Below are 17,427 nucleotides of genomic sequence, written 5' to 3' on the forward strand. Positions count from 1 at the left end.
GGTCTGCTTGCGCTTGCCTGCGTACTCGGCGTCGGCGAAGGTCATCTGCTTCATCGGAAAACTCAGCGGGTGGAATCCGGGTATTTTGCCAAAATCAGGAAGTCTTCTTCAGAGTTTCCTTAGCTGCAAAGCGGGGATGCAGAGTGGGCGTCCATGCCCACCTCATGACAGCAGGCTACTGGTTGGCCTGTGGGGAAGCTGGCGCTTGGCCGGCCAGGAAGTGTGCCGTGGCCCTGATTTCCTCCGCCGATAGCGTGCTGGCTATGGCGTTCATGGCCTGGGTCGGGTCCCTGCGCTGGCCATGCTTGAAGGCGTTGAGCTGATCTATCAGATAGCCTTCGCCCTGGCCGGCGAGGCGTGGGCCGAGGGGGCCGCCGGCCAAGCCTTCGCCATGGCAGGTGGTACAGCCCTTGGCGGCGACTGTGGCTTGCCCGCTTTGCGTGAGGGCGGCGTCGCGGGCGGGCACCTCGGTCCTTTGCGCCGTCTGGCGGGCGAAGTAGGCCGCCAGGGACTGGATCTGCTGGTCGGTCAGGCTCGCGGCGAGCGGACTCATCTGCGGACTTTGTCGGCGACCATCGGCGAAGGCGTGCAGCTGGGCCTCGATGTACGCAGCGGGCAGGCCGGCCAGGGATGCATACTGAGCGTTGTTGGACTGGCCTCTTTCGCCATGGCAGAGGGCGCAGCTGTCCTGCAGTTGCGGCCAGGCACCGCCATCGGCCTGGTAGTCCGCATAATGCTGGTCGAGGGCTTCCATGAAGCGGTATCCCGCCACTATCTCCGGGCCATATATCGCGCTTGATACCGCCAGGGTGGCCGTCGTCACGACCGCACCTATTACCCATGCTCGTTTCATCAGGCGCTCCTCCGACGTTGCAGCAACGCCTGGAGGGCTTCCAGTGCCGCCCTGTGGCCGGAGCGAACCGCGCCGTCCATTGAGCTGGCCCAGATTTCGGCTGTTTCGGTGCCAGACCAGATCAGCCGGCCAACCGAAGGTTTCAGGTGCTGACCCCATTGGGTCAGGAAGCCGGGCGGTATGGATGCGACGCAGGTCAGCGTCCAGGGATCGACCTTGCCCCAGTCATGGTCGTGAAACTGGCTGGGATGAAGTGCCTCGTCGCCTAGCGCTTGGGCATAGATCTTTGTGAGGATGGTCTCTGCGCGCTTGGCATCCTGGGGCAGTTGACTGGCTCGGACGAAGGCGCTGAGGACGCCGACGCTGCCATCCGGAGGTGAGTTGTCGTAGGACAGGATCAACGGACCGCTGGCTTGGGTGACCTGGCCGTTCAGGCCATGGTCGCGCCAGAACGGACGCTCATAGACGTGCACCGTCTTGCGCATGGGGGCGTGGGACGGCCAGAGTCGTTGCAACTGCGTACGACCTTCGGGTAGCGGCGGCTCGAAGCTGATCTGGTTGCACAGGGCCGGGTGCAGGGCGGCGATGACCTGGCGGGCGTGGATGATGCCCTGATCGGTATGCAGTTCGACGACATCCCGGTCCCAGCCGACGATCTTGCGCACGGGACACGCCAGCTTGACCTTGTCGCCCAAGGCCTCAGCCATCTTGAGACTGAGTGCCTGGGCACCGCCGATAAAACGGGTCTCCTGGGCCCCGCCCTTGAAGCCCTCGAGCTTCACCATGTCGCAGTCGGAGGAGTTGATCAGCGACAAGTAGTGCAGCAGCCCCAGATTCGAGGGTGGGGTGCCGGTGGTCAGCCCTATGGACGTATCGAAGCTGAGTTTTTCTTCGTTGCTAATGCCCTGTTGCGCCAGCCACTGGCCGACTGAGAGCTTGTCGAGCGTCGCGGCATCCGTTGCAGTCCATGGTGCCTTGCTGGGTACGCCACGGGAGAGTTTATTCAGCTTCTCGATGAGTGGGCTGTGGGCGGCTTGAGTCACGTCCTCTGCGTATTTGGCTGTGCCTGCCAGGTAGACGTTCTTGCCTTGGTAATAGGTCGGGAAGGTGTCGACCCCGAGTTCGCGTGCCAGGTCGAAGATGGCAGTCTGCCCGGGGCCGATCCACTGGCCGCCGGCTTCCGATACGACACCCTTGCCCAGGTCGTGATTATAGGTGCGCCCACCGACTCGATCCCGCGCCTCCAGCACGACGAAATCCTCGCAGCCGGCGCGTTGCAGGTCCCGCGCCGCGGTCAGGCCGGCCAGGCCGGCACCGATGATCGCGACGTCCAGCACATCAGCGTCGGGGCGTGTCGCCGTCTGCCCGATAGCCCGCCCGCTGAGCGCCAGGCCACCGATCAAGGTCGCGCCACCGATGGCTTGCAGCAGCAAGCGCCGCTGGCGCTCGGGGGGCGACAATTCATCGTTGTCTGAAATCATCTTCGCCTCTGTCATGCTGGTTTTTGTAATTAACAAAACGTTCGTTACGAAAATACATCGAAATCGAACCGCCGCCAAGAGAAAACGAGCGGCGTTCGTGAGGGGCAAGGGCAGGGCTCGAGTACTCAGGTTGCTGCGCGTCGATGCGGGCAGTTAGCGCAGACGGGGTTAGGCTCCAGGCGGCGCGATGGGCGGCAGTAGGGTGAAGGTGCCGGCATGCTTCTGAGCCGATGGCAGCGCTCACCCCGAACCTGAGGAAGCGGCCTCCGCCGGGCTTGCTCGGCCTGGGGAAACTGCATAGGCGGCGCTGGCAGCTACAGCCCTGGACGCGATGCCAGGATCACCGCCAGTCTCGGCCCGCGGCTCAGTCTTGGCTGTCGGCGTCCGGCTCGGCCCACGCCGCTTCGATGGTTCGCCGCTCGTCATTGGACAGCGGCTGCCCAAGGTACAGGCGTCGCCGCTCATTCTGGGTTGGCACGGCCAGCTCCGGCAGCAGGCGTCGATTGCTCTCCCGAACCAGGTCCAGGCTGGGCAGGAAGTGGCTTGCCCTGGCATTACGCACTGCGTTTTCCGGCCTCAACAGGTAATCGATGAAGCGGTACGCCGCCGGTACGTTGCCGGCATTGCCGGGAATGGCCAGGCTGTCGATGAACTGCAGGCTGCCCTCTTGCGGAATGGTAAAGCGCAGCTCGCCGCTCTCATTGGCCAACGAAGCGAGCCCGTTCCAGGCCATTGCGGCACATACCTTGCCGTTGGAAAGCTGCGAGACGAAGGCGGTGAATGGCTGGGGGCTGTCCGCCAGCTTCAGGCTGCGGATCTCTTGAACGGCCTTGTTGATGCTGCGAGCACTGCTGGTTTTCAGGCTCTTGCCTTTGTAGGTCAAATACAGGAACAGGCTGTGTTCCGGCTCGTTCTGCAGCATCACACCGCAGGACCTCAGCTTGTCGACATTGGACGGGTCGAACAACACGCTCCAGCTATTGGGTACAGGGGCCTGCAGTGCATGTGATGCCTCTCGCTCATGGACGACCAGGCCGACCGTGCCCCACATGTACGGGATGGCGTATAGGTCCGCATTGATTCTGGAATTGAGTCTGAGCAGCAGTTCGCGACTGACCTCTTTGCGATTCGGCAGCTCGCGGAAATCGAGCGGGGCAAGTCGGTTTTCTTTGATCAAGCGATCGAGCTGAAGATCGGAGGGGACAATCACGTCGAAGCGTTCGCCCGAGTCCAGATCGGCCTCCAGCTGGGCAGCGGTCGTATAGGTGGAGTAGTCGACCTGAATACCGGTCTCGCGCTCGAAGTCCTGCACGACGGCCGGGTCGATGTAGTCGGCCCAGTTATGCACCCGCACGACTTCCTGAGCGACCGCCTGGGCCGAAATGACTGCCAGCGCAAGAGCCAGCAGTGTCTTGATGTTCAGGGACGGCGACTGCGTTTTGCTTTCTGCTCCCACCTCGGCCTCCGACAGATGCTTTATTTATTATTTCATCTGTTATGCAAAATACAGCACTCCTCCCAATCATGCAAAGCGTTATCTGTCCATTGCTTCAGCGCGGTGGGACGGGCCTGAATCTGCCGTAGATCCGATCGGGGTTCGTGCGCGATCTTCACGAGTCGTCGGCTCATGGGGCGGGGGCGTTGTGGTTTTTAGGGGGGGGCTGTGCAGGGTTCACAGCAAGAGACCGGGGCTCTCCCTGGTCTCTTGGGTGGGTAGCGCCGGTTGTGTGTTACTTGGCCGAGGCCTTCGTGGCGGATGGCTTTCGTGCGGGTGCAGGTTTGGGTGGCGCGATCATGGTGATAAGGGCGTTGAGCAGGGCCTGACCGCGTTCGGCGCTGAATCGCTCAGGCTCGATCGGCATCATCATCATCCAGCCATCGCTGATGGCGCTGACCTGGTCGGCGAGCAGGTCTGCGGCGATATCGGTTCGAATCAGGCCCTGGCTTTGTCCTTTTTCCAGCACCGAGGTGAACACCTGGCGGAAGCGTGCATAGCGCTGCTTGATGACGCTGGCGAAGGCGGGCTCATGGCGTGCGTGGGCCAGCAATTGCAGCCAGGCGAGCCAGCCGTGCGGCTCATCGCCGCCCATGGAGTCAAGCCACTGGCCAACGATTGCTTTGATGTCGATCCGCTCCTGGTTGATCTCCAGCAGGGTGTCTATCTCATCGAACAGGCTTTGGGCTACGGCAGTGACCATTTCCTCTTTGTTGGCAAAGTAGTAGGTCACGGCACCTGTGGTGCAGCCGGCCTGTTGTGCCACCTTGCGCATCGAGGCACCGGCATATCCCTCGTGCGCGATCACCGTGATGGCGGCAGAGAGCAGCTCGGCCCGCTTCGCATTGTGATCCCCCACCGGACGTCCACGGCGCGCCGCGGGTTCCGCCTCGCTCTTTCGCGCTTTACGGTTACTGGTCGGGGAGGCGTGGAGTTGTGAGTCGGACATAGGCAGATAGGGGCCGAGTTGAGTCGTTGATACGTGGCAGGCAGGCGCTGCCACCGTCGCCAGCATAGGGAAATTGTCTGAGGAAAGCATCCTCGCCGCTTCGCGGTGGATGACGTCTCGGCTGGCGAGGCATCGAGCCCGCCCTGATCGGGGCGGGCCTGGGCGTCGCAACGCTTCTGCGGCAGCCGCGCGATTGGTCAGTCGCTGGCGCGGAAGATCTGCGGAGCGATGTTGGTGAAGTTCGCCACGTCGCCGATGACCTTGGCGGTCGCAGGTGAGTTGAGCGCTGCATCGATACTGGCCTGATCCTTGAAACGCAGAATGACCAGGCCAGCGAGGGGCTGCAGACCCGCAGCTGGAAAGAGGATTTCGGCTGATTGCAGCCCGAACTCACCCCAGGCGGCCTGGGCAAGCGGGATGTGGGTGGACAGATAGTATTCCCGGTCGAAGGTCGAGCCTTCGGCCAGGGGGTAGCTCACGATCAGGGTGGCCATGGGTGGTTCCTTGCTGGTGATGTATCGGGGCGCATGAGGCGCTGTGGCTTAAGGTGTATCAGGCTGCGCCGCAACCTGCGACCGCGACTGCACGAATTTCTACGCGCAAGCCAGGCAGGGCCAATTCTGTGGTACCCACTGCGGTCCAGGATGGGTAGCGGTCGGGAAAATACTGGTCCTTGACCCGTGCGAAGGCCTGCATGTCGGCTTGAAGTTCGGTATGGAAGGTCATCAGCTCGACGACGTCGGCCAGGCTCGCGCCAGCCGCTTCGAGGATGGTTTTCAGGGCCTGGAACGCGAGGTGCGCCTGCTCCTCGATATCTTTGCCCGGGGTCATGCTGGCGTCGATTCCGACCTGACCGGACACCCAGATCATGTCCCCTACGCGTGTCGCCTGGGAAAAGTGGAAATTGTCGTAGAACACCTGGGTGTGGGGCGGATTGATCAGCTGTCGCTTCGGGGTTTGGGCATTCATCGTCGGATCTCCAGTCACACGAGTTGGCGGAAGGTGGGGTGGCGGAAGGGAACGCCCGGTTTCAGGTTCGATAGCGCCTCGGTAAACAGAACGCCTTCCCTCGGATAGCCCGAGTCGCTGTGCTCCGGCAGCGGATGGAAGGTGGCGTCATCGCCGAAGAAGCGGAATACAAAGGTGTGGCGATCCGGGAAGCTCTGGTCGACAGGGGCACCGCCATGCAGCGAGCCGGGATGGAGCACTACCACATCGCCGGGTTCGGTGGCCCAGGACAGGATGTCGTAGGCGTCGGGGCTCAGCTTGCGCTCGGCCTCGATATCGGGCAGTCGGGGCAGGGCACCGCCGCCATGCAGGGGCTGGGTCGGGTCGTTCGGATCGCGAAAGGTGGTCCCGTCAAAGCGAGGGCCGCGGTGCGAGCCACGAATGATCTCCAGCGCGTTTTGCTTGGGCACGGATTCGAAGCTGATCCAGGCGTTACCCCAGTGCTGGCCGGCCCAGGGCAGGTAGGAGGTGTCTTGGTGCCAGAGTGTGCGAGCCCCGTGACCGCCGGCCTTGAGAAACACTTCCTCGGCGAAGTACCAGACTTGTTTCGAGCCCCATAGCTCGGCGAACAGCTGGCCGAAGGGCAGGGAGGCAACCAGCTCCTCCAGGCGTTCCTTCGCAAGCGGATTGGCGTTGTCGACGTGCGATTGCTGCATCGTCCCATCGAACATGCGGGTGGCATGAGGGCCATGGTTCTCCACCGACCAGTCGTAGGCCGCTCGACATCGGCCCAGTTGCTCTTCATTCAGAAGACCTTTGATCAGGACTGCTCCATCTTCTTGGAACGCTTTGCGCAGAGAGTCGTGCATGGTGCTTTCTCCCGGGACTATTCACCGATGTGACTCGGAGCCTAGCAGTGGGTTTTAATTTGCGCAACAGTTGTTATGTTAATTTTTGGAGTGGTGCCCTGAGGTGTAAGTGAGTGCTCCTTGCTCTTACCTCGCAGGGGGCAGGGCGGTCTATCCACTCGGCTGGACTCTTGACCGTAAGACCAGAGGGGCAGTCCTGCCAGCCCGGCGATTGCTCTCAGGGGGCCGATGAAGAACCGAGCAAGCCCTGGCATGCGTCCATCAGCCGTCACAACGATGGGGCGACGTCAGTGCGCCTCCAAGGGGGCGGTCTGGTTGAGGCAGGAGCAGATGGCTGAGTTATTTGGTCGGGAGCGTACCGTGATCGGTCGGTATAGCTTGTTGGCCTGCAGCGCTGCTCAGCGCTCGCGCAACGCGCGAGCCGGTTTCCCGGCCCAGTACGGCGCTGATGCGCTGGCCGGCGGTAACCAACTTGTGCATATCGATACCGGTTTCGATGCCCAGGCCATCGAGTAGATAGAGCACGTCTTCGCTGGCGACATTGCCGCTGGCACCCTTGGCATAGGGGCATCCTACAAAGCTTAAGTAAGTGCCATTCGGACATAGCCTCATTTTTCACCAGTGAACGCGAACCCGACGACGGCTGATTTTTGAAGTCCTCGTCCACGACAACTGTTTCGTTGAGAACGGTTCTATTTGTTCGATGGCTCAAATGCAGGCATATCCCCGTGAGCTTGGCGCTGCCAGTTTTGCAATGTGCCTGTAAACTGCTATGCCATCATCTGGGCCCGCACATGACTCTTACCGACGCTACCATCGCACTGCTCCTTGCCGCTCGGATACACAGAACCGACGCAGCTGTTAGGGCAACGGCAAAGCGCTGTGCGAAACTTCTGCCACGCAGTAAGCGCGACCTGCTTCATCTGGTTGTTGAGAGCAAAAGCCCGCTAGCTCTGGTGGATTTCTTGGCTCAGGGGTTAGAGCTATAGCCCGGTGTGACACGGCCAATGTTTCCACTTTGCTGTGCTCTTCCTATACCTCCCCCGTCCTATTCTTCGCAGATGAACCCATGACCTTGAGCTGTTGGGGTAAGGGTGAGGCTATCGACCTACGCCATGCTCAATTTGCCCAATCAACGTGACGACTTGCTGGTAGTTGCCTGCCGAAATAGCTTCGGCGAGTGGCGATTGAGATAGCGCGCTGTTGGCGTTTGTAAGCCATCGAGCAGCTGCGGCTGCATCAAGATCAAATAGATGCAGTGCTGCCGCAATAACGTCAGCGAATTGTGATGGCGATTCTGTGGGGGCAGATACTGTTGCCGTTGGATGGCCAGGCTCTACTGCATGGGAAGGGCACCGTGTACGCAACCATTTATTTCGCTCTAGCGTCCGCCCAGGCTTTCCACATACATCGCAGATGGATTCCGATAGGTATTCTGCCAGGTCAATCAGGCGGCCGATGTAGTCATCACCACCTCTGTAGTAAAAACGGAGCGTACCGAATTTTTCTTTGACCTGCGCTGCTACTAACGGAGCGCAGTGTTGGTCCTGCTGGTGCTTCTGAATGAGCGTGCAAGTTGCATCGAGCAACTCGAACCAGCCGTTTCTGCACTCGAGGCCAAAATAGGGTGCGGTCTCATTTCCACTGGATGGAAAAATTTCGGGGTAGTGAGTGCAGAAGTGATTCTCAAAGATTTGATCCATGATTTTTCAGTCCCAAGTGTCTCTAACGGGGTAGCGGTCTCGACTTCTAGTGTCGGAGAGCCGCCGCCCAAACAGGAATCTACTTTCCGATTGCGGTACGCAAGAGCCCATTTCGGCTAGGCGAGCGCAGTTCGGCTTCGCTGATCCGAAATCGGAAACGCGAGGCCACAAACGGAATCTAGTGATCCAAATTTGGAAAGAAAAGGCCGAATTGGGCGGGACTCTCGTTATGAGTAATTGACCGTTCGTCGGCAAAAACCACTGGTAATACCGACTTTCCATCCATAACGACCGAGTTTCCTCGGCGACGTTTTTGTCGGATTTTCCTGTGGGATACTTTCTATCGAAGGGCGAATTTGCGAGCAAAGGCGTTGTACGTCACTCCGTTCCTCCCAACGCGACTCGCTTTTTCGGCACTGCGTTTGAAAAAGAAAGGCGTGTTTAAAGCGTCAATAGCATTGACATAAAAATAATAAAAAGGTGCTCATCATGGATAGAAAAACAGCGAGGCTATGCCTCCGAATAACCCCCGACGATAAGAAATTCATCTTCGCTAAAGCGAATGATCTTCAGCTCAGTGTTGCTGATTGGCTCATTCGAGCTGCGCTGGATCGCGAAATTATCCCGCCCCGATCGACGTGGGATGCTGAGTCGATCAGTCAGTTGTCCCGTATCGGTAACAATCTCAATCAGCTTACGTACTGGGCGAACACTGGAATGTGGGTGGATGACACTGCGTTGCGTGAAATCGCAGCTGAATTGCGTGCGCTACGAGCTGTGACAGATGATTTTTAAAGTTCGAAAGCATCGCTCAAAGCGGCATTTGCGCAACTTGGTTAGGTATCTCCTTTCCCGAAAAGGCAATTCCAGTGAGCGAGTGCTGCAGCACGAATCCCTGAATGCTTTGCCGATGTTGCCGGGTGATAGCCCTGCGAGCTATGCGAAGCAGTGGGCCGCAGCGCTTTGGAGTTTCACTACTCAAGAGCGCCGTGGAAAAAAGCCGCCGGAGGACTATTTCGTTCATTCGGTGATGAGCTTTTTCCCGGGTAATGCCGAGCATGCAGCTGATCAGCTCACAGCAGAGCAAGCCATCGCCTTGGCCAAAGAAGCCATGTCCGAAGTCGCACCAGGTGAGCGACAGGTTCTTTATGTCGCGCACGGTGATAAAGCGCACCTGCACGTACACATCACGTTTTCTGTCGTCGAACGAGGTGGCCGGATCTGGAATCCCCGCCACGACTTCCGTCTATGGGAGTCCGCGGCGGCTCGACTTGAAGTGAAGTACGGTTTGTACCAGGTAACTATTGGTCGGCCTGGAGGTGAGCCGGTATTGAAGAAGTCGCCAACCGGCAATGAGCTGAATATGACTATCCGGACGGGGACGCCCTCCGAGCGCATGCTGTTGCAAGAGTTGGTCGCTGCCGCGCTTTCTGGTAAGCCATCGTTCCCTACCTTCTGGCATCGATTGCTTGATGCTGGGGTTACTCCCATTCCCAGTATTGCGACCACGGGGCGCGTGTCCGGTATCTCATTTCAATATGAGCAGGGTTTGCCAATGAAAGGCAGCGATCTGGGAAAAGGGTATTCGTGGCCAGCGCTCGCGAAGCAACTCAACTTTGCGGCTTCGCAGCACCTTCACCTGGTGAAGCCTTTCGCGCAGGCTCGAGAATCTGTGGGTGGTGAATTACACGCTGATTCTGGTGAAGAGGCTCTGCCAATAACAACCCCTGCGACCGGAAAACCTGTGCTGGCGAAGTTTATTGCTAAACCAGTCGATGAGCAGCGCACTAACTGGGTTTGGCGCAACAAGCCGAGGCGTATTGCTTTTGTAGAGCGGCCGAAGGTTTATCTCGCCTGCTCGGGCCATCAGCTTGTTCACGAAGCGATTGCGGAGCGCGCTAAGCAGCGCGGGATAAAAAACATGGCTGTAACGGGCTCTAATGATTTCCGAAAAAGAATGTGGTTCGAGCTGTCGCTACGTGAGATCGCGGTGGCCGGATATCAGCCAACAGAAAAAGAACAACAGGGACTGGAGTGGTGGAAAAATGAGCAAATTAAAGCAGGCCGAGCAGATTGCTCAGCAGGCGCTGGAGAGTCGGACGGAGACGCTGGCATTGGCGCTGTCAGTGAAGCTAGACGCGATGCGCCAAGCAAAAGTGTCAACGAGCGAGGAATTGGCGCAGGCGATGTATCCCCTCCTTCAAGCAATGACCTCATTGGCGTTGGAAAACCAAGTGTTGCTCCAAGAAATGCGTTTGCTGATGGGCAACGAAATTCAGCAGATGAAGGAGGAGAGGAGCGAGATGCTCGCAGTGATGGCGGAGCTCAGGTCCATAGCGGCGCTATCAAGGTCGTAGCTGGAGGACAGGGTTCGGAATTAATACCCACCCCGTACTTGAAGCGTGCCTCTCGCTTGGGGGATGCAGCATCACTGCGTCATAGTGTGCATTCGGTGCGAGAAAATGAAAACTGGCATCTGCTGATGGACATGTTGTCGGGACTGAGTCGTGGATTTACCCGGTGGAAGGTTACTTTCGGCATACCTGGACAGCCTCCGTTGGGAGAGTTAACTCGTCGCGATCAAATCCTGCCCAGCTGGCCAAACCTGCAGGTGCTGAATAGCCAAGGCTGTAATGTGGAATTGTCGCTCACATCGACTGATAGTTGGCTTCACCTGGTCGGAGTGACCGAGCGTGACCTTAAGTGGTTGCAGGAGCAGGAGATCACGCCCGCAATTCGCTTCACCCGCGGCGGGGTGATGGAGATGTTCGTGCATGTGAATTATGGCATTGAGAGCAATCAGGTCATGCAGCACTTGGCTGAACAAATCCAGTCAGGGCTCGACGCTACTGTTCGGGCACATTTTGGCAGTGTGTCGTGTCCGCTACCGGGATTCGACTGCTGGGTTGATGAGCAGTTGCAATCGTGTTGCGGTATCAGCTTAGACAGCCAGTCAATTGGGACACAACTGTCGAGTCAGTTGAAAACTCTGAAGGGCGACGTGGGGCGATCTAGAGTTTTGGGTGTTCCGCCAATACTAAGTACGGACATTTTATTGAGTGGCGATGAAAGGCCATTAATAGAGCGGCAGGGTCAGATTGAGCCGCCGCGTCCTGGTGAGTACTGAAAGAGGCGCGTCGACCAGCGACTGCTCAATATAGGTACTGATTACGTAGATTGAATAACGTGCATGTCTAGGTCATCGGTCTAGCGTCGGACCTCGCCGAGTAGCTCGGAGCACAGAGCTTGATCACTGATCTGTACCAAGACGAGTTTCGGCCAAAAGCGGACGGTTACTGTAGCGGTAGCTTAAGCGAGGAATGCGGCTGCCGTCACACCGTTCCCAGCGCTCGCCTGACGAAGCTCTGGTCGACGTCCCCCATAAACTCCCAGGCCCGCTCGTTCTGCCGAAGATAGTCAGTCAGCTCATCTACCCCAGCCCCTTCTGGGAAGTCCAGCAGCGACGACATTCGGTGCAGCGTCTGGATGGGGATACCTATCTCCTCAAGCGCGTTCACCCCTGCTGGAAGATGGAGGTTCTCAAAAGTCATTCTGACGTGGCTGTAGTCAATCGTACCGCGCACGCTCCTTTTGATGGTATGCAAACGAACTACGTCTTCCAGCAGCCCCAGCACCTTGGGGATGGTGTAACCGAAGGTATTGCTCACCAGCTTCAGATCATTGTTGAGCGCGGTAGAAAGGTTCAGTTTCTCACCGCCCTCAATCCGCTGCTTTGTATAATCCATCTGGCTCTTCAGATACGCCGAGTAACTCTCTGCTTTTTGATAGCTCGTCAGCTTGGCCAGGATAGTATCTGGGTATTTTGTCTGCAGCCCATTTGCGTTAAACGCTTTGGGCACGAGTTGGCTGCTGATACTGGCCAAGGTTTTCAGAAAGCCAGTTGCTGGCGACCAGTGAAACACGAGCGACTCGAACTCGTCCGCACTGAGCATCTCGACCATGCTGTACAACTGCTCGAACTGCTCCATCCGGAAGTATGAGTGCTTCTTGACCAAATCGATAGAAAACCGATCCTGGGAAAATGCGGCTTCGAACCTTCCCTGGGAATATTCAGTCAAGTGATCGGGCTGCGCGCTTGCGAGCAGGTTCAGAGGAGTATCCACACCCTGAAGCCCCAGAGGCACATCGACTTCCTGATTCAGGTTGTCTTGCGGAACATCTTCAAGGCAAAACACCTTGCCTACGAAATGGATGCCCATCCGGCCTGCACGGCCTTTGATATTGCCATGAGTGAACTTGTCGATTGCGCGTGTTCCGTTTCGGTTGTCGTAGATGACGACATTTTTCGCAATCGTGTTCACCCCCTCGATAATGGTGGAAGTGCACAGTAGAAAGCGCAGGTCGCCGGCATTGAACCGATCAGCGGTGTACTGCTGGAGAGCACGAGGGAGGCCGCCGAAATGCAGACCAATACCATTCCTGAGGGCATAGGTGTAATCCCATTCAGGGTCAAATTCCTCGGCAACCCAATCAATGTGCTCACTCTGGAATGGTTGGCCGTACCCAAGCCGGACGAGTTCGCGGGCAACCTTCCCAGCTATCCTAGATGACTTGCAGTAGACGATTGTGGCTCCTTTGCACTGCGGTGCGATAGTCGCCAACATTTCCAGCTTGCCCTCATCGTCATCGGGATTTACACCGAACGTCTGTACATCGACGGCCACGGTGTTGAAATCAGCGGAGATGAACGTGTGGTCATGCCCTAGCTCCGTCAAGCCCCGAATGCTGTTTACGAAGGGTCCGGTGAGATAGAACTGTTTGGACACCTTCAGCAGCTTGCTAAGGGCAATATTCAGCTCAATGACCCGCTCGTCCTTGAAGTCCGTGGTGCCATTTTTGAGCTGCTGAAAAGCCAGCTTGTAAAACTCGTCGATAACAAAAAGATCGATGGCCTTGATGTCGTCTCGCTCGTTGACCCGCTCTTGGGTCAGGACATACACGACCCGCTCACTACGGCACTCTTGCGAGCTGTGGTGGATAATCTGGTAGACCTCACCAAAGCGTGCTTGAAGACGCCTGCGCGTCTCGTCAGCTAACGCAACGGTAGGTACCACTAGAACAACACGTTTGAAGTGTCCGAGCCCCAACAGCGAGTCGACGATAGCGCTCTTACCCATGCTGGTTGGAGCACTAAGCACGACGTTGCGGCCAGCCTTGAGTAAGTCAAAAATTCGAAACTGCATTGAGTGGAAGACGTAGTCTTCAGAGAACGGCGTTCGGTACACATCCAGAGCGATCCAATCCCCCTGGGAGAGATCAGAAAACTCTTTCTTCAGGTAAGGGAATAGCCCAGCCTTCCTGACCATGTTGCGCAAAATGACGGCATGGTCGATAAACTTTTCACGGGCATCAAGCGCCCTAATCGTAAGGTCTCTGCCAAGGGAGGAAGATACTGGGTTGGACAAGAGGGAATTGACCGCTGACAGATATCGGAACGCTGAGAACCCATCACCATCCAAGCTCCCCTTGGCTACTTCGTAAATGTCTTTCATACGGCCTTCCTGACCTGCGCATCCACTAACTGGGTCAAAATCTCCAGACTTGGCGCGGGATAGATGAACACATCGATCATGAGCTCTGCGAACGTCGGATTGTGTTTCAGATCGTCGGCAAATGTTTCGAACAGAGCCGTGGTTTCCCGCTCCAGATGATCTTCATGCCCAGGAGTTTCAGGATCGGTCAGCAGCGAAGAGTCGTATCCGACGAACACCACAAATCTGAATCGATCCAGGTGTGCATCGAATGGGTTGCTTTCGTCGAGTATGACGTCGATGTCATGACTTAGCAGGTAGCTGTCATCCTTGATATCGAGAATTTTCCCCCGTGCGTTACTGAAACACTCGAGGATCTCCTCGTAGAGTTCCTCGCGGATCTCAGGCAGGCGCGTGGTGATATTGGCAGCAGTCACGAGCTCACTGAAGCCAACCCATAGCTGATCCCCTTCCGGGTCTCGACGAACGATATGGACGTTCTCAAGGATCTTTGCTTCGTCCTGGCCTTCGAGGTAAAGCAAGCACGGAATGGGCTGGCTAGCATGCATCTGCCGTATCGTGGCATGAAGAAGCACTCGCCCTAAGAATGAACGAACGTCTGCCAAGGATGCGAACACAGTTTTCTTCAAGCGCTGGCCTTGCTCGACAAGCGACAACTTGTGGATGTCTGCGAGTTCACTGGGGCGAAGGAAGACCTCATCCAGCCATTTGCACACGTTGTCGACGATGTGTTTGTAGCGGTAGCGCGTGAGGCTGTACTGCTGGTGCAGGACACGGCCATTGCGCTTGGTGCACGAGGTGGCCAGTGGATTGCGAAACGGAACCAGAATGTGAGGTAGCTGGCGTTTGACGTAGACCTTACGACCTGCCCGCTTCTGATCCTCCTCGACCAGACCTTCGAACCACATATTCAAATCTGCGCGAAGGTAGGATTTGCTGTCGACGGAGTGGATTCTGCGGGACATGGCCCCTTTTCGGGTAACGGTATCCAGAATCCCTCGCCAAATATCTTCTGCCGAGGACTCGGTACTCAATATCACACCGTGAAGATCATACGCCGCCCTTCGAATGTTGCTGATGCCCAGCAGTTCGATCTCGCGCATGGTTCGGAACACTTCCCAGTGAGTAGCATCTACCCAGGTCGCTACGTTCACTCCACTGGGGGCAATATAGTTGCTGGTTCTACCGTTTAGGTAGTCGATCAGATCTTCGCGCCCAGGTTTTCCGGCGCGCTCGTCATGGTTGATGTGCAGGTACTCAAGAGTGACGTTGACCGGATGCTCTGTGACGATCCGGAATCTTCTCTGCACGGTAAGTGACGGTTCGCTCTGCATGGATTTATGCATGATCGAACTGCCTGGAATCTTCTTTTTGTCGGCACCTTTGCTGAGGACTAAAAGATCGTTTCTTGCCCAGTGGACCTTCGTGGTCGTTTTCACCTGCACGAATTCGACGAAGTCGTCACAGACAACATCAATGTCGTCTGTGACTTCACATCGGATACTTTTAATTTTTTTGTCACGCAGCATCTGAGTGACGTAATAGGCAGCAACACAATCCTGGAAGATGAAGCCGTGCTTGGCAGCGACTCCGCCAGAGTCATTAGGTTCCATCTCGACGTCCATGGCAGCTTTGGCCTTGGAATTTATGGCAATCGCCTTCCTACGTCTAGGCTATTACTGGCATTTTGCCCTACTTGACCAACAAGGCAGTCTGTACGCCCCTAGTGTAGGTCAACCTAAGTCATTATTCGCCGAATGCCCATATCGCCGCTTGGGGACAGCTGCGAACGAGCAGGAAGCACACGTTGGCCACAGTCTACTATTGGCCGACTCCAGCCCGATGCTACTGGCGACTCCAGGCCAGAAACGGACTGATCGAACCTTGCCTGAACTCACCTTCTTTTGACGATTCAATATCTCTAGGAAATCTGGGGCAATTCAGTCTGGATGCAGAGTTGGTGCTGATTCCCAAAGATAAAATGGAAACAATCAGGCGCATTCTGGCCCCCTTGCTCATCTCCATCTCTCCAGGCGCAGAGCCAGAAAAAGGCTATTTGGGAAACCATGATGACGAGCCTATTAAAGGCCCGTGGGTGTTGATTGACGGGGGAGGGAAGTAATAGGTATTTCTCAATCAAGTGCTTATGGAAACCCACATCATCCACTGACTGGGTGGCGAGGAAATGCTATCAATAGTGTGGCAGGATTAGCGCAAGCCGCCTCGTCCAAGTAGGTACTGAACGAGGCGAGCCGATTAGCGAGTTCGCAAGGTAAGTGCTTTGCGTTTTTCTTTATGACAATGCGGCTTACGCTGCTGCAGGCGTTGATAGTTTTCCCAAGCAATGTGGGATATATCGACATCGATATTTACCTGTTCAATTATTTCTTGCCGTTGTGCCAACGAGAATCCTGTGCCGTAGTTTATGGTCGTGTCATGCCGTGTACCGTGACCAACCAATTTCTTGATCATCATTTCTTGTACGCCAAGCTTGTTGCGCAGCATGTCGACGAACGTATGGCGAAAGCTATACAGGCAAGCGCCTTCACCTTTGTAAAAGCCGCACTCTGGTAGATAGCCATGATCGTTAGCACCTTGACCACTGAACCAGCGGGATGCAGTGCGTGCAAATCCATGTTTTTTATCGTAAGGCAGTTCCGGGAAAAGTGGACGATATCGCCCGCCTTCTTTTAGCCGCATCGCTACAAAATCAAGGAACCCGATCTCAATCAGTTTTGGGTGAATCGGAATTTCTCGGCCACTAAACGGTGTCTTAAGTCGTTGCTCTGGTCCTTCATTTGTAATGCGCATGACCGGAATGTCGGCGTTTCTATATATGTCTCCGGCGTAGAGCTGGCAAAGCTCTCCTGGGCGGGCACCCGTAAATACGGCTAGCAGAGGGAGCCAGAAGCAGTAACTAAACGGTGTCCATCTAAATTTTGCCGTGCCCTCAGTGGTGTAAACGCGGCTGTGGAAGACGCCCTCGAGCTCGAGTGGGGAGAGTGTCTTGTAGCTAGACTGCATGGCTGATTGGCGTGGTAGCGTAACTTCATGAAGTGGCAAGCTCGCTATGAATTTAGACTTCACGCAATAGTTAATGAATCGCTTAAATAGATTGAAATAACGATGAGCTGTTTCTCCACAGACAAGCTCATCCAGCTCTATTGGCTGAAGGTGAATTTCGTCCAGCGAGACTAGTGTCTGTGTGTTTTTCTTCTTGTAGTTAAGCGACTCTTGGAGTGCGGTGAGGTCAGCTATGTTGAGCGAGTCAACGGGGCGATCCGTTCCTAGAAAAGAAATGATCTGAGTGAGCTGGGATTGGTTTTTGTATGCGGTTCCGTGGGACCAGGTGCCTTTGGCCGAAAAATCACGGACCATTCTTTCAGCTGCTTGTTGAAGCGTGAGTGAACGAGTGGTGGGATTATCAGGATAGACAGTTGAATTGCCGAGTACGGTATTCAATTGTGTCGGACAGTTGAGCAAATTTTGTAGCGCTTTTGCTACAAGGGTCGGGTTAACTCCGAAGTACTGCGGCAGGTTAAGTGTTAGGGTATTTGTGCATTGCATTAATATTCCAAAGTTCTCCGCAGTCAAGCCCCTGGGAGACGCGTTTAAT

Annotated in this window: 15 protein-coding genes and 1 pseudogene; 4 read left to right on the top strand and 12 right to left on the bottom strand. The window is 56.3% G+C overall.

The window, feature by feature from the left end; translation table 11 throughout:
• Positions 1 to 175 precede the first annotated feature (175 nt).
• The 8 genes and pseudogenes from G9C89_RS20345 to G9C89_RS25045 all read right to left on the bottom strand — a co-directional run.
• Positions 176 to 853 carry a c-type cytochrome gene (locus G9C89_RS20345; RefSeq protein WP_172151562.1) on the bottom strand — a complete coding sequence of 226 codons (678 nt, stop codon included), beginning with the start codon at positions 851 to 853 and terminating at the stop codon, positions 176 to 178.
• Positions 853 to 2,334: a flavin monoamine oxidase family protein gene (locus G9C89_RS20350; protein WP_172151564.1), complete on the bottom strand. Its 1,482-nt coding sequence runs from the start codon at positions 2,332 to 2,334 to the stop codon at positions 853 to 855. The genes G9C89_RS20345 and G9C89_RS20350 overlap by 1 nt, the downstream gene beginning before the upstream one ends.
• A 364-nt stretch (positions 2,335 to 2,698) precedes the next feature.
• Positions 2,699 to 3,790, bottom strand: coding sequence for an extracellular solute-binding protein (locus G9C89_RS20355; protein WP_172151566.1), 1,092 nt, complete (start codon positions 3,788 to 3,790; stop codon positions 2,699 to 2,701).
• A gap of 274 nt (positions 3,791 to 4,064) precedes the next feature.
• The gene (locus tag G9C89_RS20360) at positions 4,065 to 4,778 is read right to left on the bottom strand and encodes a TetR/AcrR family transcriptional regulator (protein ID WP_172151568.1); all 714 of its coding nucleotides are present in this window, start codon (positions 4,776 to 4,778) and stop codon (positions 4,065 to 4,067) included.
• A gap of 197 nt (positions 4,779 to 4,975) precedes the next feature.
• Positions 4,976 to 5,272, bottom strand: a complete 297-nt coding sequence (locus G9C89_RS20365; protein WP_172151570.1) for an EthD family reductase — start codon at positions 5,270 to 5,272, stop codon at positions 4,976 to 4,978.
• A 58-nt stretch (positions 5,273 to 5,330) separates the two neighbouring features.
• Entirely contained in the window at positions 5,331 to 5,747 is a 417-nt protein-coding gene (locus tag G9C89_RS20370; RefSeq protein WP_172151572.1) for a RidA family protein, read from the bottom strand.
• 14 nt (positions 5,748 to 5,761) lie between these two features.
• The gene (locus G9C89_RS20375; protein WP_172151574.1) at positions 5,762 to 6,595 is read right to left on the bottom strand and encodes a phytanoyl-CoA dioxygenase family protein; all 834 of its coding nucleotides are present in this window, start codon (positions 6,593 to 6,595) and stop codon (positions 5,762 to 5,764) included.
• A 339-nt stretch (positions 6,596 to 6,934) separates the two neighbouring features.
• A pseudogene (locus G9C89_RS25045) lies at positions 6,935 to 7,168 on the bottom strand (hypothetical protein); the annotation flags it as partial.
• 221 nt (positions 7,169 to 7,389) lie between these two features.
• Between G9C89_RS25045 and G9C89_RS25290 the strand changes: the two are divergent.
• Positions 7,390 to 7,584, top strand: a complete 195-nt coding sequence (locus G9C89_RS25290; RefSeq protein ID WP_256674342.1) for a DUF7740 domain-containing protein — start codon at positions 7,390 to 7,392, stop codon at positions 7,582 to 7,584.
• Between the two features lie 111 nt (positions 7,585 to 7,695).
• On the opposite strand, the gene G9C89_RS20385 is transcribed toward G9C89_RS25290, so the two are convergent.
• Positions 7,696 to 8,298, bottom strand: coding sequence for an antitoxin Xre/MbcA/ParS toxin-binding domain-containing protein (locus G9C89_RS20385; protein WP_172151576.1), 603 nt, complete (start codon positions 8,296 to 8,298; stop codon positions 7,696 to 7,698).
• 489 nt (positions 8,299 to 8,787) lie between these two features.
• Between G9C89_RS20385 and G9C89_RS20390 the strand changes: the two genes are divergently transcribed.
• Both G9C89_RS20390 and G9C89_RS20395 read left to right on the top strand, forming a co-directional pair.
• Complete coding sequence (locus G9C89_RS20390) at positions 8,788 to 9,093, top strand: plasmid mobilization protein (protein ID WP_172151578.1); 306 nt, start codon at positions 8,788 to 8,790, stop codon at positions 9,091 to 9,093.
• The gene (locus G9C89_RS20395) at positions 9,083 to 11,425 is read left to right on the top strand and encodes a relaxase/mobilization nuclease domain-containing protein (protein WP_172151580.1); all 2,343 of its coding nucleotides are present in this window, start codon (positions 9,083 to 9,085) and stop codon (positions 11,423 to 11,425) included. The genes G9C89_RS20390 and G9C89_RS20395 overlap by 11 nt, the downstream gene beginning before the upstream one ends.
• A gap of 205 nt (positions 11,426 to 11,630) precedes the next feature.
• Here the strand turns inward: G9C89_RS20395 and G9C89_RS20400 are convergent, their stop codons facing one another.
• The gene (locus tag G9C89_RS20400) at positions 11,631 to 13,811 is read right to left on the bottom strand and encodes a DEAD/DEAH box helicase (RefSeq protein ID WP_172151582.1); all 2,181 of its coding nucleotides are present in this window, start codon (positions 13,809 to 13,811) and stop codon (positions 11,631 to 11,633) included.
• Positions 13,808 to 15,436, bottom strand: coding sequence for a HamA C-terminal domain-containing protein (locus G9C89_RS20405; protein WP_315852835.1), 1,629 nt, complete (start codon positions 15,434 to 15,436; stop codon positions 13,808 to 13,810). Before G9C89_RS20405 ends, G9C89_RS20400 begins: the two co-directional genes overlap by 4 nt.
• Before the next feature lie 182 nt (positions 15,437 to 15,618).
• Here G9C89_RS20405 and G9C89_RS20410 point away from each other — a divergent pair, with 182 nt between their 5' ends.
• Entirely contained in the window at positions 15,619 to 15,933 is a 315-nt protein-coding gene (locus G9C89_RS20410; protein ID WP_172151584.1) for a hypothetical protein, read from the top strand.
• A 134-nt stretch (positions 15,934 to 16,067) separates the two neighbouring features.
• On the opposite strand, the gene G9C89_RS20415 is transcribed toward G9C89_RS20410, so the two are convergent.
• A complete protein-coding gene (locus tag G9C89_RS20415) occupies positions 16,068 to 17,378 on the bottom strand; it encodes a site-specific integrase (protein ID WP_172151586.1) in 1,311 nt (436 codons plus the stop codon).
• Between the last annotated feature and the right edge of the window lie 49 nt (positions 17,379 to 17,427).

The organism is Pseudomonas tumuqii (genome assembly GCF_013184545.1).
Classification (GTDB): domain Bacteria; phylum Pseudomonadota; class Gammaproteobacteria; order Pseudomonadales; family Pseudomonadaceae; genus Aquipseudomonas; species Aquipseudomonas tumuqii.